The 18533-nt window shown below is 61.8% G+C and carries 18 protein-coding genes; 10 read left to right on the top strand and 8 right to left on the bottom strand.

The features are described 5' to 3' along the window. Positions 1 to 37: 37 nt before the first annotated feature. The 6 genes from B5525_RS41725 to B5525_RS41700 all read right to left on the bottom strand — a co-directional run bounded on the left by B5525_RS41725 (position 38) and on the right by B5525_RS41700 (position 5692). A complete protein-coding gene (locus B5525_RS41725) occupies positions 38 to 787 on the bottom strand; it encodes an ABC transporter ATP-binding protein (RefSeq protein WP_079572205.1) in 750 nt (249 codons plus the stop codon). After that, positions 753 to 1508 (bottom strand): ABC transporter ATP-binding protein, encoded by a 756-nt coding sequence (locus B5525_RS41720; RefSeq protein WP_079572203.1) that lies wholly within the window; start codon positions 1506 to 1508, stop codon positions 753 to 755. Before B5525_RS41720 ends, B5525_RS41725 begins: the two co-directional genes overlap by 35 nt. Beyond that, complete coding sequence (locus B5525_RS41715) at positions 1505 to 2440, bottom strand: branched-chain amino acid ABC transporter permease (RefSeq protein ID WP_079572201.1); 936 nt, start codon at positions 2438 to 2440, stop codon at positions 1505 to 1507. Before B5525_RS41715 ends, B5525_RS41720 begins: the two co-directional genes overlap by 4 nt. After that, positions 2437 to 3303, bottom strand: coding sequence for a branched-chain amino acid ABC transporter permease (locus tag B5525_RS41710; protein WP_079572200.1), 867 nt, complete (start codon positions 3301 to 3303; stop codon positions 2437 to 2439). Before B5525_RS41710 ends, B5525_RS41715 begins: the two co-directional genes overlap by 4 nt. A 57-nt stretch (positions 3304 to 3360) precedes the next feature. Then, entirely contained in the window at positions 3361 to 4608 is a 1248-nt protein-coding gene (locus B5525_RS41705; protein WP_079572198.1) for an ABC transporter substrate-binding protein, read from the bottom strand. A 181-nt stretch (positions 4609 to 4789) separates the two neighbouring features. Beyond that, positions 4790 to 5692 carry an NAD(P)-dependent oxidoreductase gene (locus B5525_RS41700; RefSeq protein WP_079572196.1) on the bottom strand — a complete coding sequence of 301 codons (903 nt, stop codon included), beginning with the start codon at positions 5690 to 5692 and terminating at the stop codon, positions 4790 to 4792. A gap of 264 nt (positions 5693 to 5956) precedes the next feature. On the opposite strand from B5525_RS41700, the gene B5525_RS41695 reads away from it, so the two are divergent. The 3 genes from B5525_RS41695 to B5525_RS41685 are packed head-to-tail and all read left to right on the top strand — an operon-like array spanning position 5957 to position 8446. Further along, positions 5957 to 7186, top strand: a complete 1230-nt coding sequence (locus tag B5525_RS41695) for an acyl-CoA dehydrogenase family protein (protein WP_079572194.1) — start codon at positions 5957 to 5959, stop codon at positions 7184 to 7186. A gap of 10 nt (positions 7187 to 7196) precedes the next feature. Beyond that, entirely contained in the window at positions 7197 to 7763 is a 567-nt protein-coding gene (locus tag B5525_RS41690) for a flavin reductase family protein (RefSeq protein WP_079572192.1), read from the top strand. Beyond that, positions 7760 to 8446 (top strand): TetR/AcrR family transcriptional regulator, encoded by a 687-nt coding sequence (locus tag B5525_RS41685; RefSeq protein ID WP_079572191.1) that lies wholly within the window; start codon positions 7760 to 7762, stop codon positions 8444 to 8446. The genes B5525_RS41690 and B5525_RS41685 overlap by 4 nt, the downstream gene beginning before the upstream one ends. Before the next feature lie 109 nt (positions 8447 to 8555). Here B5525_RS41685 and B5525_RS41680 read toward each other — a convergent pair whose 3' ends face one another. Both B5525_RS41680 and B5525_RS41675 read right to left on the bottom strand, forming a co-directional pair. Further along, positions 8556 to 9431 carry a polysaccharide deacetylase family protein gene (locus B5525_RS41680; protein ID WP_079572189.1) on the bottom strand — a complete coding sequence of 292 codons (876 nt, stop codon included), beginning with the start codon at positions 9429 to 9431 and terminating at the stop codon, positions 8556 to 8558. Between the two features lie 9 nt (positions 9432 to 9440). After that, the gene (locus B5525_RS41675; RefSeq protein WP_079572188.1) at positions 9441 to 10562 is read right to left on the bottom strand and encodes an LLM class flavin-dependent oxidoreductase; all 1122 of its coding nucleotides are present in this window, start codon (positions 10560 to 10562) and stop codon (positions 9441 to 9443) included. A gap of 185 nt (positions 10563 to 10747) precedes the next feature. Here B5525_RS41675 and B5525_RS41670 point away from each other — a divergent pair, with 185 nt between their 5' ends. The 7 genes from B5525_RS41670 to B5525_RS41640 all read left to right on the top strand — a co-directional run bounded on the left by B5525_RS41670 (position 10748) and on the right by B5525_RS41640 (position 18533). After that, positions 10748 to 11629 (top strand): FAD binding domain-containing protein, encoded by an 882-nt coding sequence (locus B5525_RS41670; protein WP_079572186.1) that lies wholly within the window; start codon positions 10748 to 10750, stop codon positions 11627 to 11629. Beyond that, positions 11626 to 12111, top strand: coding sequence for a (2Fe-2S)-binding protein (locus tag B5525_RS41665; RefSeq protein ID WP_079572184.1), 486 nt, complete (start codon positions 11626 to 11628; stop codon positions 12109 to 12111). Before B5525_RS41670 ends, B5525_RS41665 begins: the two co-directional genes overlap by 4 nt. Next, entirely contained in the window at positions 12108 to 14501 is a 2394-nt protein-coding gene (locus B5525_RS41660; RefSeq protein WP_079572182.1) for a xanthine dehydrogenase family protein molybdopterin-binding subunit, read from the top strand. Before B5525_RS41665 ends, B5525_RS41660 begins: the two co-directional genes overlap by 4 nt. Before the next feature lie 65 nt (positions 14502 to 14566). Then, the gene (locus B5525_RS41655; RefSeq protein ID WP_079572181.1) at positions 14567 to 15820 is read left to right on the top strand and encodes an ABC transporter substrate-binding protein; all 1254 of its coding nucleotides are present in this window, start codon (positions 14567 to 14569) and stop codon (positions 15818 to 15820) included. 55 nt (positions 15821 to 15875) lie between these two features. Continuing rightward, positions 15876 to 16760, top strand: a complete 885-nt coding sequence (locus B5525_RS41650) for a branched-chain amino acid ABC transporter permease (RefSeq protein WP_079572179.1) — start codon at positions 15876 to 15878, stop codon at positions 16758 to 16760. Positions 16761 to 16785: 25 nt separating this feature from the next. Next, the gene (locus tag B5525_RS41645) at positions 16786 to 17763 is read left to right on the top strand and encodes a branched-chain amino acid ABC transporter permease (protein ID WP_244568132.1); all 978 of its coding nucleotides are present in this window, start codon (positions 16786 to 16788) and stop codon (positions 17761 to 17763) included. After that, positions 17760 to 18533 carry an ABC transporter ATP-binding protein gene (locus B5525_RS41640; RefSeq protein ID WP_079572176.1) on the top strand — a complete coding sequence of 258 codons (774 nt, stop codon included), beginning with the start codon at positions 17760 to 17762 and terminating at the stop codon, positions 18531 to 18533. The genes B5525_RS41645 and B5525_RS41640 overlap by 4 nt, the downstream gene beginning before the upstream one ends.

Below are 18533 nucleotides of genomic sequence, written 5' to 3'. Positions count from 1 at the left end.
CTTCATGGTCTGACCTCATCTTTGACTGGATATTGAATTATTGAGCATGAAACACGCCAAGATTTTGCGCGATCAAATCTTCGTTGGTCAAGACGCCGGCAGCTGGCCCGGCGAACGCACAGCGTCCGGTGTTGAGGATGACAGCCTGATCCGCAACGTCGAGCGCCAGTTGGAGGTTCTGTTCGACCAGAACGATCGATTGTCCTTCTTCCTTCAGACGGCGGATGGTGCGGCCCACTTCCGCGACGATTAAAGGCGCCAGACCCTCCGACGGCTCGTCAAGCAGCAGCACCCGTGGATTGCCCATCAGTGCCCGTCCGATGGCCAGCATCTGCAGTTCGCCGCCCGACAGTGTGCCGGCAATTTGAGCGTGGCGCTCGCGCAGCCGCGGAAACATAGTGTAGATCCGCTCGACATTCCACGGCCTGTCCGTGGTGCTCCCGCGCTGCTGGGCCACCACAAGGTTTTCCCGAACCGTCAGTGACGGAAAAATTCGGCGGCCTTGCGGAACAAGACCGATGCCGAGGTGGGAGATGCGTTCGGGGCTGAGCCCCTGGATCGGCTCACCGAACAGCCTGATCTCCCCATCCCGCGGTTTCAGGAAGCCGATAATCGTCGAGATGCAGGTGGTCTTTCCCGCGCCATTGCGCCCCAACAGCGCCAGTACGCCGCCCGGAGCCAAGGAAAAGCTTACGCCGTGCAGGATGTGGCTGTCGCCGTAATAGGAATGCACATTGGTCAGGCTGAGTGCGTCAGGCGCCAAGATACACCTCACGCGTTCGCGCATCAGCAATCACGGCGTCACGTTCGCCATCGACGATGACGCGGCCGTAATTCAGAAGTGTCACGGTTTCGGCAAGGTCGAGCGCCGTATCCATGTCATGCTCGATCATGATCACGGTGGTCTCCCGCGGGATCGAGGCGATCAGCGACTTCACCTGCGATCGCTCGGTGTTGGAAAGACCCGCCAGCGGTTCGTCCAGCAGCAGCACCCGCGGCTTCTGCGCCAGCGCCATGGCGAGTTCGACGCGGCGCTTTTCGCCATAGGCAATATCAGACACCGGATGTTCCGCCAGATGCAGAAGTCCGACCGCGTCGAGGGTCCGGCGGGCTTCGGTCGCAAGATCGCTGTAATGGGAAATCGGCCGCCACATCTGCCAACGCGAGGGCCGCAGGCCGAGCAGGCCGAGCGTGACATTGTGTTCGAGCGTATCGCCGAAAAATAGCGTGATGATCTGGTAGGTGCGCGAAAGCCCGAAATGCGCGCGCTTGTAAGGGGTGAAAAACGTGATGTCGGTGCCGAACAGCCGGATCGCACCGGCGTTCGGCCGCAGGTCGCCGCTGATCTGGTTGAACAGCGTGGTCTTGCCGGCGCCGTTCGGGCCGATGATCAGGCGGCGTTCACCTGGCTTGATCGCAAGCGAAACGTTGTGCGTGACCGTGAGGCCGCCGAACGCCTTCTTCAGGTTGACGACTTCAAGGGCGTAATCGGATGTCAGCGGGATCATCGCGGTCCCCTGCGCAGCGTCGCCGCCAGCCTGCTCAGGCCGGGAACGATGCCGGTCGGCATCACCAGAACGATGAACAGGAACACCAGACCCAGCAGCATGTTCCAGCGCTCGATATAGGCCGAGGCGTAATTCTTCAACAGCAGCACCAGCGCCGCGCCGACGACGGGGCCACCCAATGTTCCCGACCCTCCGGCGATCACGCCGAGCAAGGCCTCCGCCGAACTCGTGGTGGAGAGCGACGTGGGGTGGATATATTTGTTGTAATAGACATAAAGCAGCCCGGACACGCCGCCCCAGAAGCCGGCGTAGATGAAGGTGATCCAGCGGATCATCCAGGGATTGAAGCCGAGCGCCGCCATCCGGCGCGGCTGGTCGCGCACGCCCTTCAACGATGATCCGAACGACGACGACACGAAGATCGCCATCATCAGGCAGGCGAACGTGGCCACGATCAGCGCGAACCAGTAGAACGACGCCGCGCTCTCGAGCGAAAGGCCGAACGGCATCGGTCGGGTCAGACCGGCAACTCCATTGTCGCCATTGGTGACGCCGGACATCCGGTAGGCGAGTCCCCAAAGTACCTGCGACAACGCCAGCGTGATCATGAGGAAGCCGAGCCCGGTGGCGCGTAGTGCGATGACGCCGAAGAACGCGGCCATCGCGGTGGTGCCCCCGATCGAGATGAGGGCGGCTGCACCATGTCCGAACCCGTATCGGCTTGTCAGCAGCGCAGAAATATAGGCGGCTACGCCGAGATAGGAGGCGTGTCCGAGCGACGTCATGCCGCCAAAGCCCACCAGCAAATTCAGGCTGAGCGCGAAGATTGCCGCAATCAGGATCTGGCTGGCGAGGTTGATGTAGAAATCGCCCGCAAAAAAAGGCGGCAGCAGAAGCGATCCCGCAAGGAGGGCAACGCCGATCCATTTCATGCGCCGACGCGCCCAAACAGGCCCTGGGGCCGGAACGCAATGACGAAGATCATCGGCAGAAACAGAATGATATAGGCCAGTTCCGGAAACAGCGCGGTGCCGAACGTGTAGACGAAGCCCATGATAAAACTGCCGATGAACGCGCCGAGCAGGCTTCCGATGCCACCAAGGATGACGACGATCAGCGCCAATGGCAGCATATCGGCATCGAGCCCGGGATAGGCGGAAAGGATCGGTCCGCCCAGCACGCCGCCGGCGCCGGCGATGCCCGCACCCAGACAAAACACGATCGTAAACAAATTCGAGACGGGAATTCCGACCGCGCGGGCCATTTGCCGGTCGTCGACGCCGGCGCGGATCATCGCCCCCAGGCGCGTCCGCTCCAGCAGGAAATACAGCGCGATCGCGGTGGCGACGGCACAGCCCACCAGCACCAGCCGATAGGTCGGAAACACGAAACCGAGCACCCGTGTCGGCGCCTGCAGGTTGCGAGGGGTCGGCACCGGAATGGAATCGCCGCCCCACAGCAGCAGGCACGCGTCGGAAATGATGAAGGACATGCCGAGCGTCACCAGCACTTGTCCAAGCGGATTGGTCTTCAGCCGGGTCAGCACCAGCCGCTCGAACAGACCGCCGATCGCAGCTACCGCAATTCCGGCACCCAGCGCCGTCACCCAGATATTCAGGCCGTCGAACGAGCGCAGCGCAGTTGCTCCGAAATAGGTGCCGAGCATGAAGAAGGCGCCGTGCGTCAGGTTGGCCAGTCTCATCAGGCCGAAAATCAGCGAAAAGCCCGACGAGAGCAGGAACAGGAGACCACCGAGCGACAGGCTGTTGAGACCCTGGATGATCCAAAACTGCATCGTCTGCCGATCTCGTCCGGAAAGTTGCGCGCTTCGGTGCCCGCGACGGAAATGGAATTATTGCTCCAGATTTTTTGCCGGCGGATAGTCGCGCGAATAGACCGGGTTCTTCAGGAATGCGGTCTTGTCATAGGTCCAGAACTGACTGACATCCGGGTAGGTCTTGATGACGGAATTGACCAGCCGCCCGTCCTTTCTCGTTACCTTGCGAATATAAACATCGCCGACGGCGTTGCCGAATTCGTCGAACTTGACGACGCCGCGCACCGTCTCTGCGTTGCTGTTGCGGATCCCCGTCATCAGTGCTTTCTTGTCCTCCGCATTTCCTTTCGTGGCCTTTAGCCCGGCTTCCAGGACTTCACCGGAAACATAGGTGCCCCCGGCATAATAGCCGGGATCGTATTTGAACTGCTTGCGGAACGCCGCCGCGAAGGCCTTGTTGAGCGCGTTGTCCAGTTCGGCGGAATACCAGCTGGTGGTCACAATCCCCAGCGCCTCATCGCCCATATTGCGAAGCACGGATTCATCGAGCGCCGTCATACCGCCGATGACGGCCATCTTGTCCTTGAGGCCATATTCGATGAATTGGCGAAGGAAGCGGAAACCGTTCGAGCCGGCGGTGCCGAGAAAGATCGCGTCCGCGCTCTTCACCTGGGCAACGTAGCTGCCGTAATCCGGCGTCGCCAGCGGCGTGAAGATCTTCTGGATGATCTTGCCGCCACTATCCTCGAACGCGCGCTGGAAACCAGCGCACATTTCATGTCCATAGGCGAAATCGTCGGCGATAGTGACGATCTTTTTGTACTCGAGTTCCTTGGCGGCATAATCTGCCAGCGGGTAGGCGCATTGCGCCGACGTTGACGTCGCGCGCACAAACCATGGACTTGGATGCCGCTGCGTCATGTCCTCCGCCGCGGCTACACCGATCGTGGGGATTTCCTTTTCCGTGAGATAGTCGGCGATCGCCAGCGCCTCGAAGGCGGCAAGCGGGCCAATGATGCAATGGACATCATTCTTTTCGACCAGTTCTTGTGCTTTGGTCCGCGCCGTCGCAGGAGCACCGGCCGTATCGGCGACGATCAATTCGACCTTGCGGCCCGCCAGCATGTTGTCGCGTTCTTTCATGAACATCGTCAGCGCAAGGTCCATGTCGATGCCGCCGGAGGCGAGCGGTCCGGTTTTGGCCGCCAGCAATCCAATGCGGATCGGTCCGCTGTTCTGGGCAAAGGCGACACGAGGGGCTGCCAGGCTGGCGATACCCGCGCCGGCCACGCCGCCGACAAACTGACGCCGCGATATCGTCATTGGATCCTCCCCGGAACGCTACAAACTGAATACCATCAGCTATTTTTATTGGTTGAGCGATTTATCCGATGTAAGCCGTAAATGATCAAGTGATAACCACGTCATCGACTTGGCGGCGCCTGATATTTTCGTAGCGGGGGATTACCCGCGGGTGCTCTTTGATGCAGTGCGGTATCGAAGACTAGTCCGGCTCGCGCGCGGTTGATTTGGGAGCCGTGACAATCGTTTTTTTCAGGACCTCAAATACGGCTGCCGTATCCTGGTCGCCCAACCCCATGGCCAGGGCTTTGGCATAGACCGGCTGCGTCAGCGTAAACAGTGGAGTCGCGCAGCCGACCTCGTCGGCGAATTCGGCGATGACCGCCATATCTTTCTTCCAGATAGAGACCTTCATGGTCGCGGGCTCGTAGACACCTTCGACCATCATCGGCGCGCGCATCTGGAACATCCGCGAGCCCCCCGCGCCCGGGCCGACCATATCCACCACCATTTTCGGATCGAGCCCGGCGCGTTCCGCCAGCACCATCGCCTCGGCCGCGGCGACATTGTGGATGGCCACCAGATGATTGGCGATGAATTTCATGCGGCTGCCATTGCCGTATCTGCCGAGATCGGCGCTTTGCTTGGCGAAATCGGCGAACAGATCCTTGCACTGCGCAATGGCGTTGCCGTCGCCGCTGGCATAGACGATGAGATCGCGAATCTTCGCCTGCGCGCCGGTGCCGCTCAGCGGACAATCCAGCGCGATATGGCCGGCTTTCTTCAGAATGGCCTCGAAGCGAACCTTGTCGGCGATACTCAGCGTTGAGAGTTCCGCCACGATACGCGGAGGCTGGCCGGAGCCGGCGATCTTCTGCGCGACGTCCTCGACGGCGGCAGGCGTGGGAAGGCTGGTCATGATGATGGGAGCGGAGCGCGCGACCCGGGCGACGTCGCCGACAATCTCGACATTGGCTTGCGCAAGCTCCGCGCATCGCTCAGCGTCGGTATCGAAGCCGACCACCCGCCAACCGCGCTCGACGAGGTTGCGCGCGATCGCGCCACCCATGATGCCAAGCCCAATTATTCCAACAGTCTTGTCCATGAGGTTCGCTCCCAGCCAATGAATTCGGTTTTACGGGCGGCGCCGGCGGCGCGCTGAACAGTCAGTGATCGGACGATAGGTAATCACCAAGTCGCTTTGTGAGGTCAAGTCTGTTTGCCCGGGATCGTCTTGCGGAGCGGCAGCGGGCACCCCCAGCAGATTAAAGGGCGCTCCCGCGTCTTGAACAATCGTTGATCAGGCGATAAACCGAAACCTGTATCGTCCGTGTCAAGGCTGCAACAAGGGCGAGCAAGGAACGCCAAGATGCCAGGTGCCGGCCGAAGACCCAATGCAAGCCTGCCCGCGGGGCCGGAGGCGGACGGCACGTATGCCGCCATGATTGCCCGTGCCAGGGCGCTTATTCCGCGATTGCGCGATCGTGCCTCCCAGACGGAAGAATTGCGTCGGCTCCCGCCGGAGACCGAACGCGAGCTGCACGAATCGGGCTTGTTCAGGATCGTGCAGCCGAAGCGGGTGGGGGGCTCCGAACTCGACTATGTCGCGCTGATCGATTGCGGCGATGCGATCGGACAGGCCGATGCCTCGGCGGCCTGGAATTTCGCCAACCTGGCCAGTCACCACTGGATGCTGGCCATGTTCGACAAGCGTGCTCAGGATCTGGTCTGGAACAAGGATGCCAACGTCCTGATCGCATCCTCCTTCATTTTTCCGGCCGGTCGCGCCAGGAAGGTCGATGGCGGATATGTATTGCGGGGCAGATGGCCGTTTTCGTCGGGAGTGGATTCCTGCGAATGGAATATGCTGGCGAGCGTTGTTTCCTCCGACGATGAGGCCGACGGCATCGAGTACCGGATCTTTTTGCTGAACAAGACCGATTACAAGATCAATGATACCTGGAATGCCGCGGGACTGAGGGGAACGGGATCGAACGATGTCGAGGTCAAAGATGCCTTTGTTGCCGAGCCGATGACGGTTGCGGTGAACGATCTGGCCGGCGGTCCGACGCCGGGAAGCGCGGTCAACCCGAATGCGCTTTACGCGCTGCCGGTATTCTCGCTGTTTCCCTACGTGCTGTCGGGCGTGGCGCTCGGAAACGCACAGGCCTGTCTCGACGACTATGTCGAAGTCGCCCGGCACCGCGCCTCGACCTACAATCGCACCAAGCTCGGCGACCTTCAGAGCACGCAGATCAAGATTGCGGAAGCTTCCGCCAAGATCGATGCGGCCCGCCTGATCATGCGCTCGACCTGTATCGAGGCGATGGCCGATGCGAGGCGCGGTCATTTTCCGGATATCGCCGCCAAGACCAAAACGCGGCGCGACGGCGCTTTTGCCGTCAATCTCTGCACTGAAGCGGTGTCGCTGCTGTTTGCGGCGAGCGGCGCGCGGGGTTTATTCACGACGGCCGCGTTGCAGCGGCAGTTTCGCGACGCCCACGCCATCAATTCGCACCTTGCGTTCAATTTTGATGCGGCTGGCACCAATTACGGCCGCGTTGCGCTCGGCCTGCCCTCCGAAAATCTGACGCTTTGAGGCAGGTGCAATGACCGACGCCCCGAAGCATCCGATCAATCCGGATCCGGCTAACGAGCTGGCGAGCGACCATTCGCCGATCGATCCCAGGGATTTCCGCAACGCGCTCGGTACCTATGCCACCGGCGTCACCATCATCACCGCCGCCGGCGCCGGCGGAAAACCCTATGGCATCACCTGCAATTCCTTTGCCTCGGTGTCGCTGAACCCGCCGCTGGTGCTGTGGAGCCTGGTGATCTTTTCCACGAGCATGAGTGCGTTCCAGAACGCCAGCCATTTTGCGGTCAATGTGCTTGGCGCATCGCAGCAGGCGCTCGCCAACAGGTTCGCGAAATCCTCGGACGACAAATTTGCCGGCGTCGACTGGACTCCCGGGCTTGGCGGCGCGCCGCTTCTTGCCGATAGTGTGGCCAATTTTCAATGCCGCTCCGCTGGGCGCTACTATGGCGGCGACCACATCATCTTCCTGGGTGCCGTCGAGGCCTATGCGTATAACCGAAAGGAGCCGCTGTTGTTCGCGCGCGGCGGCTACGGCCGGTTTCTCCCCGGTGACGGCGGTTCAGCGTCGAAGCCATGAGCAAGAGGCCGCCGCCCAAGCGCGCTCGCGCGAAGCAGAAGCGCCTATCTCCCGACGATCGCCGCAGGGAGTTCGTTGCCAAGGCGACCGAGTTTTTCTCGGAGGAGGGATTTGGCGGCGGTACGCGCGATCTGGCGCGACGGCTCGGCGTGACCCAGCCGTTGCTGTACCGCTACTTTCCGAGCAAGGACGACCTAATCAAGGAAGTCTATCGCACGGTCTATCTCGAGCCGCTCGATACCGGCTGGGAGAAACTGCTTACCGACCGCTCCCGGCCGATCCGCGATCGCTTGCAGGAATTCTACAACGCCTACACCAACGTGATCTTCACCCGCAAATGGCTGCGTATCTATCTCTATTCAGGTCTGAAGGGGCTCGACATCAACCGCTGGTATGTCGGCGTGGTGCGGGACAAGATTCTGACGCGCATCATCAGGGAATGCCGGCATGAAGCGGGGTTGCCGGCGCAGAGCAAGCCGACGGCTTCCGAACTGGAGATGGCGTGGGTATTCCACGGCGGCATCTTCTATTACGGGGTTCGCAAATATATCTACGAATCTCCGGTGCTCGAGGACAAGGGACAGATGATCAGCGATGCGCTGGACGTCTTTCTGGCGGGCTTCGAGCGCGTCCTTGCCGCGCCGGCCGCGCCCAAGCCTGCGCCGGTGAAGGCGGTTGGCTGAACCGGCTTCTGATGCTCTCGATCGCACCGCTTTTCATCGACCGCTGGATCGCCTCGAAACTTCGCACATTTTCCAGCATCTCTTCCAACGAGACCGGTTCGGTGAATCTCTACAACTTCGCCATTTCGGCCCGGTACCAATCGCCGATCTCGCTCGCGGTCATCAGTGCCACGCCGTCATGGCCGAGGACATAGTCGAGCAGCGCTTCCAGATATTTGATGCGATGCGGGACCCCGGTGATGTAGGGGTGAATCGAGATCGCCATGATCCGCGCATTGCTTGCGCCCTCAAGGTACAGGCGGTCGAACTGATCGGTGCAGCGTTTCAAAAACTGCTCTGACGGCAGGTGCTGCAGCGCATGGATGACGATATCGTTGGTTTCGACCGAATAGGGGATCGTTGTGATGGTGCCGTGAGGGGTCGCGATATCCTGCGGAAGGTCGTCGATTACCCAGTCCGCGACATATTCAATGCCGTTGAGGCGCAGGAGATCCAGCGTCTCGCCGGTTTCCGTCAGCCCCGGGCTCTCCCACGACCGCGGCGGCTTGCCGCTGAACTCTGCAATGGTGTCGACGGCCCGCTTGATCGCATCGGCCTGGTTGTCGAGCTTGTGCATCGGGCCCTGCACGAAGCCGTGGCCCATGAACTCGAAGCCGGCTTCGAGTGCGGCGGAAGCGACCCGGGGATAGGAGTTGCAGACGTTGGCGTTCAACGCCAGCGTGACCGGCATGTTGCGTTCGGTCAGCGCCTTGAACTGGCGCCAGAAGCCAGTGCGCATCCCGTATTCGTGCCATGACCAGTTGGGCACGTCCGGCAACAGCGGCTGTCCCATCGGCGGGCTCAGCACGGTCCGCGGCATCGGGTTCTCGATCCGCCACTCCTCGACATTGAGGATGACCCATACCGCGAGCTTCTTACCGCCCGGCAGCTTCAGTTTCGGCCGATCGATTTGAGCCTGATAGGGGATGCGGTCGGAAAGAGCCACGGGGCGCCCTCAACTGGCTGCGGATGATTGCGCGGATGTCGGCTGCTTCGACGTGGCCGCGTTGACGCGCGGCATGACCTTTTCAGCCATCAGGATCATGGACTGTCGTCCGAGCTCGCGATCCTTCCAATCCTTGCCGGCATATAACAATGTTCCGAACTGGCCGACTTCGTCCTGGAACGCCAGCAACTGATCCGCCACGCTGTCCGGCGTGCCGTAGATGATTAGCCTGTCGCAGATCATTTCCAGCGTCACTTCGTCGTCGGGCTGGTCGCGGCGGGTCTTGAACAGCTCGATGCGTCCGTTCATTTTCAATTTGGTGAACAGCGAGCGGTAATAATAGACGTAGGGGCCGTCGGGATCGGTGGCGTAAGCCTTCGCGGTTGCCGCATCCTTGGCGACGAACACGCTCTTGGCGACGCGCCAGTTGCGGGGATCGGCGGCACGGCCGCTTCGTTCGCAACCCTCGACATATTTCGGCCAGTGGCTTTTCACCCAGGCCGGCATCAGGAAATTGGCCGAGATCGGATCCCAGCCGCGCGCCGCGGCTTCGGTGACGCCTTTGGAAAAAGGCGCAACCGCGGTCACCACGATCGGCGGATGCGGCTGCTGCAACGGCCGCCCAATGAATCCCTGCCCGATGTCCTTGATCAGGGTCTTCCGCGTCGAGACGTTCCAGTATTTTCCTTGAATGTCATACGGCGGCTCGCCGGCCCAGATTTCCAGCACCTGGTTGATCGATTCGAGAAACATGGCGTTGCGGTCGGCGTCGAGATTGCCGAACAGTTCCGCATCCGACAGCAGTCCGCCCGGGCTGATCCCGAAAATCAGGCGTCCGTCCAGTATGTGATCGAGCATCGCCATGCTGGCAGCGACGGTGGCGGGATGGGTGTTCGGCATGTTGATCGTGCCGGTGCCGAGCCTGATCTGCTTGGTGGCGGCGGCGATCCAGGCCAGGAACGCGACGCAGGAAGTGATGTTCTCGGCCTGATCGGTGACGTGCTCGCCGACATAGGCCTCGGTAAACCCAAGTTCGTCAGCCAACAGGAACGCTTCGCGGTCTTCCCGCAAGGAGAGCTTCCAGTCCTTGCCGAGTGGGTGGATCGGCATCGTGAAGAAACCCAGATTCATTGCCTGCTCCTCCCCCGGGCCCGATTTTGATGAGCGCGAACCGTGCGTGGTTCGTGATATCATGACATGTCCAAAAGTCGAATGCTGCCAAATAATCGCTCGATAAACAAACTTGACCTTTGAGGGGCAGCACCGTCTAATCCCGCGAAAAATGCGGCGAAAAACCGGCCTGGGAGGTCATGACAATGAAAGCCTCGGCTTTCAGTTACGCACGCGCAACCAGCGTTGCCGACGCATTGGAGCTGCTGGCTGCGCATGGGGACAGGGCGAAGGTGCTGTCGGGCGGCCAGAGCCTGATGCCCGCAATGAATCTGCGCCTGATTTCTCCGGAGCTGATCGTCGATATCGGCGAGCTCGCGGAGCTGCGGGGCATTGCCGTCAATGGCAATACTCTCAAAATCGGTGCGCTGACCCGCCATGTCGATCTGCAGCGATCGTCTGATGTTGCTGGGCACGCGCCGCTCCTGACGGAAGCCATCGCCCACGTCGCGCATCCCGCGATCCGCAACAGGGGAACGATCGGCGGCAGCCTGGCGCATGCCGACCCCGCCTCCGAATTGCCGGCCTGCATGGTCGCGTTGAATGCGACAATTGTCGTGCGCGGTCCAAAGGGCGAGCGGCGAATCGCGGCCGAGGATTTCTTTATGGGAATCTATGAGACGGCGCTCTCGCCGGACGAATTGCTGATTGCCGTCGAGCTGCCGGTCCAGCGTACGAATTCCGCGTATTTTTTCCACGAATTCGCCCGGCGGCATGGCGACTACGCCATCGCGGGCCTGGCGGCTCAGGCGGTCATGGGCGCCAATGTCTTTGCCGACCTGCGGCTGGCCTTCTTTGCGGTCGGCGACCGGCCGGTATTGGCCCTGGCCGCGAACCGGCTGGTCAACATCTCCATCACGCCCGCGGTGCTGTCGGAAGCATCGGCGGCGCTCGCCGAGGAGCTCGATCCCCAGGAGGATCAAGAGGCCTCGGCTTCGATGCGCCGGCATCTGGCGACGGTGCTGATGCGGCGTTGCGTGGCCGCGCTGCTCGGCCGCACGGATCTCGACGCCGGGGGATCTGCGTGACGGCTTCCGTTCCAATCTCGCTCGAGGTCAATGGCGAGCGCGTCGATGCGCATGTTTTGCCGCGTCTCAATCTGGCGGACTTCTTGCGCGAGCATCTTCAGCTGACCGGCACCCATGTCGGTTGCGAGCACGGCGTGTGTGGCGCCTGCACGGTGCGCGTCAACGGCGACATCATTCGTTCCTGCCTGATGCTGGCGGTGCAGGCGCACGACGCATCGGTCCAGACCATCGAGGGATTGTCCGACAGCGGCGAGATTGCCGATCTGCAGGCGGCCTTCCGTGACCGCAACGCGCTGCAGTGCGGCTATTGCACGCCGGGCATGTTGATGGCAGCGCAGGACTTGCTGATGCAGCAGGCCGAGCCGGGCCGCGAGCAGATCCGCGAGCACCTTTCCGGCAATTACTGCCGCTGTACCGGCTACCAGGCCATTGTCGACGCGGTCGAGACCACGGCCCGCAGGCGCGCAGGGCGCCAGACATGAGCGTGACATCAGCCAATCCCGAAATTCTCTCTGAGCTTGACCGGCCGAACTCCTATATCGGCAAAGTCGTGCCGCGGCCCAACCTCGAGCGGCTGATGCAGGGGCGCGGGCTGTATGTCAGCGATATGGAATTGCCGCGGATGGCCCATGTGGTGTTCCTGCGCTCACCGCATGCGCACGCGAAAATTGTCGGCATCGACGCCAGCGAAGCGCGGCGGCTGCCCGGCGTCATCGCCGTCGTGACCGGCCCGGAGCTTGCAGCGGTTATTACGCCCTGGGTCGGCGTACTCTCACATTTGAAGGGCCTCAAATCGGCGCCGCAGCACGCGATTGCGATCGATCGTGTGTGCTGGCAGGGCGAGGCCGTCGCCGCCATTGTGGCGGCCAATCGCGCCGTGGCCGAGGACGCCGCGGAACTCGTGCGGGTCGAATACAGGGAATTGGAGGCGGTGACGGACATGCGCACCGCGCTCGATCCGCAAACCCCGGTGATCCACCCCTCGCTCGGCGACAATCTGGCCTTCGAGCGTAATCTCGACGCCGGCAAGGTCGATCAAGCGTTCGCCGATTCCGACGCGGTGGTGGAAGCGGAATTTGTCTTCGGCCGGCACACCGGCGTCACCCTCGAGCCGCGCGCGGTGGTCGCCGACTGGAACGCTGCCGAAGAAAGGCTCACGATCTATCAGGGCACACAGGCGCCGCATATGGTGCAGAACATCGCGGCCCTGCATCTCCGGCTGGAGGAACAGCAAGTTCGCGTAGTCTGCAAGGACGTCGGCGGGTCCTTTGGCATCAAGGTTCACATCTATGCCGACGAAATGGCGACCTACGCGCTGTCGAAATTGCTGCGCCGGCCGGTAAAGTTTGTCGCCGACCGGGTCGAAAGTTTTAACACCGATATCCACGCCCGCGACCATCGCTGCAAGGGCAGGATCGGCGTCAAGCGCGACGGTGCGATCACCGCGTTCGAGATCGACGATCTCACCGGCATTGGTCCCTATTCGATGTATCCGCGCACCAGCGCCATCGAGGCGAACCAGGTCGTCAATCTCGTCGGCGGCCCTTATGTGACGAAAAACTATCGCGCCCGCGCCCGCGTCGTGTTCCAGAACAAGAATGTAATGTGCCAGTACCGCGCGGTCGGCCATCCCATCGCCTGCTCGGTGACCGAAGGCCTGGTCGATCTGGCGGCGGCAAAGATCGGGATGGATCCCGTGGAGATCCGCCGCCGCAATCTCATTGCCGACGATGCCTATCCCTGTGCGTCGCCGTCGGGCCTGCGGTTCGAGCTGCTGTCGCATCATGCGGCGATGAACAAGCTGATGGCGATGATGGATTATGACGCGCTGCGCGCCGAACAGGCCGCGTTGCGAAATAAGAACATTCATCGCGGCATTGGTATTGCCAGTTTCATCGAGGTCACCAATCCCAGCGCGGCGTTTTACGGGGTTGGCGGCGCCCGGATCTCGTCGCAGGATGGCGTCGCGGTACGGCTGGACGCCCAGGGTTCGGTGGTCTGCCAGACCAGCATCACCGAGCAGGGGCAGGGCTCCGAATCGCTCACCGCGCAGATCGTCGGCAGCGTGCTCGGCGTTCCGATGGAGCGGGTCCGAGTAATTCTGGGCGATACCGATAACACGCCTTATGGCGGCGGCACCTGGGCATCGCGAGGCGCCGGCATTGGCGGGGAGGCGGCACTTCAGGCCGCGAAAATCCTGCGCAAGAACATCCTCGATGTCGCAGCCGCGATCCTGCAGTCGTCGCCGGCCGAACTCGACATCGCCAACGGTGCGGTGGTGAACGCAAACGACGGCTCGTCGCGCATCGAGCTGCGCGAACTCGCCAGGATCGTCTATTTCCGTCCGGACACGCTGCCACCCGGCATCCAACCGGAATTGATGGTGACACGGCATTTCGTGCCGCGCGAATATCCGTTCGCCTTCACCAACGGCGTTCAGGCTTCCTGGCTCGAGGTCGACACCGATACCGGCTTCGTGAAACTGCTTCGGCATTGGGTGGTCGAGGATTGCGGCACCATCATCAATCCGCAGCTGGTCGACGAGCAGATCCGGGGTGGGGTAGTGCAGGGCCTCGGCGCGGCGCTGTTCGAAAAATGCGCTTACGACGAGCGCGGCCAGCTGACCAACGCCAATATGGCCGACTATCTGGTCCCGATGTCCGGCGAAATGCCCGATATCGATATCGGCCACGTGGTATCGCCGACCGCGGAGACCGAGTTGGGGGCAAAGGGCGCGGGCGAGGCCGGGACAGCCGGCGCCGCCGCAGCGGTGGCCAATGCGGTGAATGATGCGCTGAGGCCGTTCGGCGCTGCGATCACGGAGATTCCGTTGACGCCGCAGGTCATCCTGACCGCACTGCGAAAAATTTGAACAAGGACGAGGCCGCAAAACCGAATATAATAAAGCCAACAACATAAAATCCAGGGGAGGACACCATGACCAAGAAGGCCGCCAAATCCGCACCGATAACCCGACGCCGCTTGCTGACGACGGTCAGCGCCGGCGTCGCACTCGCCGCTTCGCCATTTCGCATCAATCTGCTGCAGGCGCAGGAGGCCAACATCAAGATCGGCTTTCCCGTTCCGTTGACCGGGCCGTACGGCACCGAGGCGCAGGATCAGGTGCGGGCCGGACAACTGGCCGTCGCCCAGTTCAACGACGCCGGCGGGCTTAACGGTCGCAAGGCGGAGCTGGTGGTGCGCGACGACAAGCTCAATCCCGGCGAAGCGGCGACGCGGACGCTGGAGCTGGTCGAAAAGGAAAAGGTGAATTTCGTGGTCGGCAGTCTTTCCGCCGCCGTGCAGCTTGCGATCAACAACGTTACCAAAGAGCGCGGCATCATCTTCAATTCGATCAGCCAGTCCGACGCCATCAACGAAGTGGCCGACTTCAGCAAATACACCTTCCACGAGGCCTTGAACCCGCATCTGACTTCGGGCGCGGTGGGCCGCTACGCCTTTTCCAAGTTTGGCAAGAAAGTCGCGTTCCTCACCGCCGACTATGCCTACGGCCATGAGATGGTCCGCGGCTTCCTCGAGGTCGGCAAAGCCTTCAATGTCGAGAATCTCGGCGACATCCGTCACCCGCTCGGCACGTCTGACTTTTCGACGCTGCTCCCGCGCATTCAGGCGCTGAAGCCCGACATTCTCTGCATCAGCAATTTTGGCCGCGACCAGCAGATCGTGCTGAAGCAGGCGACCGATTTCGGCATCAAGCAGACGACGCAGATCATCGCGCCGCTGCTGTCGCACGCGAGCCGCGTCGCGGCCGGTCCGCAGGCGTTCGAGGGCGTGATCGGCGGCTGCTCGTTCTACTGGGGCATCGAGGACAAGTTCGCCTCCACCAAGGCCTTCAATGACGCCTTCAAGAAGATGTATGACGGCAGGCTGCCGTCGGACTACGGCGCGCTCGGCTATGGCGGTGTGCGCACGGTGCTTACCGCCGTCAGGAATGCCGGCAGCGTCGACACCGACAAGGTGATCGCGGCGATGGAAGCCCTGAAGTACGACTTCTACAAGGGGCCGCAATATTATCGTACATGCGACCATCAGTCGGTGCAGTCGGTCCTGGTCATCAAGTCGAAGTCGAAAGACATGAAGAACGAGTCCGACGTGTTCGAGGTCATCAGCACCGATGAGCCCAATGAGGCAAATCTGCGCAGTTGTGCCGAGCTCGGCCACAAGGCCTGATGCGATCGTTGGTGTGTGCCTTTGTAACGGCACACACCGCTTTTGGGGGACGCCAATGGCCGGTCTGAGCCTAAATCTCATCGCGCTGCAATTGTTTGCGGGGCTGGCGCTCGGCGCGATTTACGTGCTGTTTGCCATCGGCCTGTCGCTGATTTTCGGCATGCTGACCGTGGTCAACTTCGCCCATGGCGCGTTCTATATGGTCGGCGCTTACGTCGGCGTTTACGTCCTCATGCTCGGCGGAAACTTCTGGATCTGCCTGATCGTCGTGCCCTTGGCCGTTGGCCTGTTGGGTCTGGCGGTGGAGCGCGTCCTGATAAGGCCGCTCTACGGCCGGGGGATCGATTACCCGCTGCTGCTGACGTTCGGGCTCAGCTACGTAATGGTCGAACTCGTCCGGATTGCCTTCGGCAAGACCGGATTTCCGTTCGACACCCCGGAAATCCTGCAAGGTGCGGTCAATATCGGGGTCGGCTATTTCCCGCTCTACCGGCTGTTCGTGATCGGCGCGACGGCCGCGGTTCTGCTGGCGCTTTGGCTGTTTCTGGAAAAGACCAGTTTCGGGCTGATCATCCGCGCCGGCGCCCGTGATCCGCAGATCGTCCGCGTGCTCGGTGTTGACGTCGCGCGGGTCTGGCTGATCGTGTTCGGCATCGGCACCGCAATCGCCGGCTTTGCGGGATTGCTGGCCGCGCCGTTGCAGGGCGTCATTCCCGAGATGGGCAGCACCATTCTCGCCGAAGCCTTTGTCGTGACGGTTGTGGGCGGCATGGGGTCGATCGGCGGCGCAGTGCTCGCCGGTCTCCTGGTCGGCGTCGTCGTCAGCATGACCTCGCTGTTTGCCCCGGAAATGGGGAAGGTTTCGATCTTCGCGCTGATGGCAATTGTTTTGATCGTCCGGCCGCAGGGATTCTTCGGCCGCGCCGGGTTGATGAGTTGAAGGTGAAAATCAGCGCATGAACGAGATGACCCAGCCAATTCGACTGGCGCAGCCGCCGCCCGTGAGCTGGTTTCAGTTCGCGACCCGGCACCGCGCCAGCATCGCGAGCCTCGTGGTGCTGGTGTTTCCGCTGGTCATGCCGTTCACGGCGCTTGCGGTGAACATCCTGATCTATGGTCTCTACGCCCTCGGCTTCAATCTGGTCTACGGCTATCTCGGCCTGTTGTCCTTCGGCCATGCCGCGCTATTCGGCACCGGCGCCTACCTCTGCGGCATCGCGATCGTGCATTTCGCGCTGCCCTGGTACCTCGCTATCCCGATCGGCATTGTCGGCGGCCTGTTGATGGCGGCGCTGATCGGCGTGCTGGCGATCCGGACCCGCGGCATCTACTTCGCGATGGTGACGATGGCGCTGTCGCAATGTGTCTACTACCTGTTCTACCAGGCCGTCGACTGGACCGGCGGCGAGAACGGCCTGCGCGGCATCAATGTCCGCACCATCGATATCCTCGGCATCAAGCTCGATTTCATCAATCCGCTGACGCGCTACTATGTGATCGCGGCCTTTGTTATCGCGGCGTTCTTCGTGCTGTCGCGGATTCTGGCGTCCCCCTTCGGTGCGGTGATCGAGGCGGTGCGCGAGAACGAGACCCGTGCCCGGGCGTCCGGCTACGACGTCACCGTGACGCGACTGCTGACGTTCGTGCTGTCAGGCGGGTTTTGTGGATTGGCTGGGGCGCTGCAAGCCCTGCATCTGTCGATCGTGCCGATCGAAATCATGCACTACGACACCTCGGGCATTGTCGTGATGATCGCGCTGCTCGGCGGAATGGGAACGTTCTTCGGACCGATGGTCGGCGCGGCGGCATTCCTGCTGCTCGAGAATCTCGTTTCGCTCTGGACGGTGCATTGGCAATTGTTCGTCGGCGCCGTCTTCATGATTTGCGTGCTGTTCTTTCCGGCGGGAATCTGGGGCACGTTGATTTCGCGGGGCAAGCCATGACGGCGGCGTCTTCCCAATCGCGGCTGCAGCCGATCCTGCGCACCAGGGCCGTTGGCAAGACCTTCGGCAAATTCGTCGCGCTGCACAATATCTCGGCCGAATTCACCAAGGGCGCCATTACCTCGATCATCGGCCCCAACGGTGCGGGAAAAAGCACCTATTTCAATTTGCTCTCCGGCGCGCTGCGGCCTACGAGCGGCAGCGTGGAATTCGAAGGCCGGGATGTGACAGGGCGTCCGCAGCATCATTTTGCCCATATGGGCGTGGCAAAATCCTTTCAGATCACCAACGTGTTCCCCCAGCTCTCGACCCGCGAGAACATCCGCATCGGGTTGCAGGCATTGGTGTCGCGCTACGACATGTGGCGTCCGCGCGCGAGGCATACCGAGCTGATCGAGCAGGCTGACGAACTGCTGGCGCTGGTCGGCCTGTGGGAGTCGCGGGAGCGAACGGCCAAGACGCTGGCGCACGGCGAACAGCGCGCGCTGGAAATCGGCATGGCGCTGGCCAGCCGGCCGCGGCTGTTGTTGCTGGATGAGCCGACCGCGGGAATGAGCCCGGAGGAAACCCGGACCATGATGGACCTGATCGTAAAGCTCGCCAGCGAGCGCACCGTCATCCTGGTGGAGCACAAGATGAAACTCGTGCTGGGGATCAGCGACCGTATTTTGGTATTGCACCATGGCGAACTGCTGGCGGAGGGAACGCCGCTGGAGGTCCGCCAGAACGAGGCGGTAAAGCGGGTCTATCTTGGCCAGCGGGAGCACTGA

Origin of the sequence: Bradyrhizobium erythrophlei, from assembly GCF_900129505.1 — a bacterium.
Lineage (GTDB): Bacteria > Pseudomonadota > Alphaproteobacteria > Rhizobiales > Xanthobacteraceae > Bradyrhizobium > Bradyrhizobium erythrophlei_D.
This window is presented reverse-complemented; position numbering and strand designations above follow the sequence as displayed.

Bases quoted from the DNA above. Each gene is read 5' to 3' on its own strand.
- B5525_RS41725 (WP_079572205.1), bottom strand. From the start codon at position 787: ATGCGCGAACGCGTGAGGTGTATCTTGGCGCCTGACGCACTCAGCCTG.
- B5525_RS41720 (WP_079572203.1), bottom strand. From the start codon at position 1,508: ATGATCCCGCTGACATCCGATTACGCCCTTGAAGTCGTCAACCTGAAG.
- B5525_RS41715 (WP_079572201.1), bottom strand. From the start codon at position 2,440: ATGAAATGGATCGGCGTTGCCCTCCTTGCGGGATCGCTTCTGCTGCCG.
- B5525_RS41710 (WP_079572200.1), bottom strand. From the start codon at position 3,303: ATGCAGTTTTGGATCATCCAGGGTCTCAACAGCCTGTCGCTCGGTGGT.
- B5525_RS41705 (WP_079572198.1), bottom strand. From the start codon at position 4,608: ATGACGATATCGCGGCGTCAGTTTGTCGGCGGCGTGGCCGGCGCGGGT.
- B5525_RS41700 (WP_079572196.1), bottom strand. From the start codon at position 5,692: ATGGACAAGACTGTTGGAATAATTGGGCTTGGCATCATGGGTGGCGCG.
- B5525_RS41695 (WP_079572194.1), top strand. From the start codon at position 5,957: ATGCCAGGTGCCGGCCGAAGACCCAATGCAAGCCTGCCCGCGGGGCCG.
- B5525_RS41690 (WP_079572192.1), top strand. From the start codon at position 7,197: ATGACCGACGCCCCGAAGCATCCGATCAATCCGGATCCGGCTAACGAG.
- B5525_RS41685 (WP_079572191.1), top strand. From the start codon at position 7,760: ATGAGCAAGAGGCCGCCGCCCAAGCGCGCTCGCGCGAAGCAGAAGCGC.
- B5525_RS41675 (WP_079572188.1), bottom strand. From the start codon at position 10,562: ATGAATCTGGGTTTCTTCACGATGCCGATCCACCCACTCGGCAAGGAC.
- B5525_RS41670 (WP_079572186.1), top strand. From the start codon at position 10,748: ATGAAAGCCTCGGCTTTCAGTTACGCACGCGCAACCAGCGTTGCCGAC.
- B5525_RS41660 (WP_079572182.1), top strand. From the start codon at position 12,108: ATGAGCGTGACATCAGCCAATCCCGAAATTCTCTCTGAGCTTGACCGG.
- B5525_RS41655 (WP_079572181.1), top strand. From the start codon at position 14,567: ATGACCAAGAAGGCCGCCAAATCCGCACCGATAACCCGACGCCGCTTG.
- B5525_RS41650 (WP_079572179.1), top strand. From the start codon at position 15,876: ATGGCCGGTCTGAGCCTAAATCTCATCGCGCTGCAATTGTTTGCGGGG.
- B5525_RS41645 (WP_244568132.1), top strand. From the start codon at position 16,786: ATGACCCAGCCAATTCGACTGGCGCAGCCGCCGCCCGTGAGCTGGTTT.
- B5525_RS41640 (WP_079572176.1), top strand. From the start codon at position 17,760: ATGACGGCGGCGTCTTCCCAATCGCGGCTGCAGCCGATCCTGCGCACC.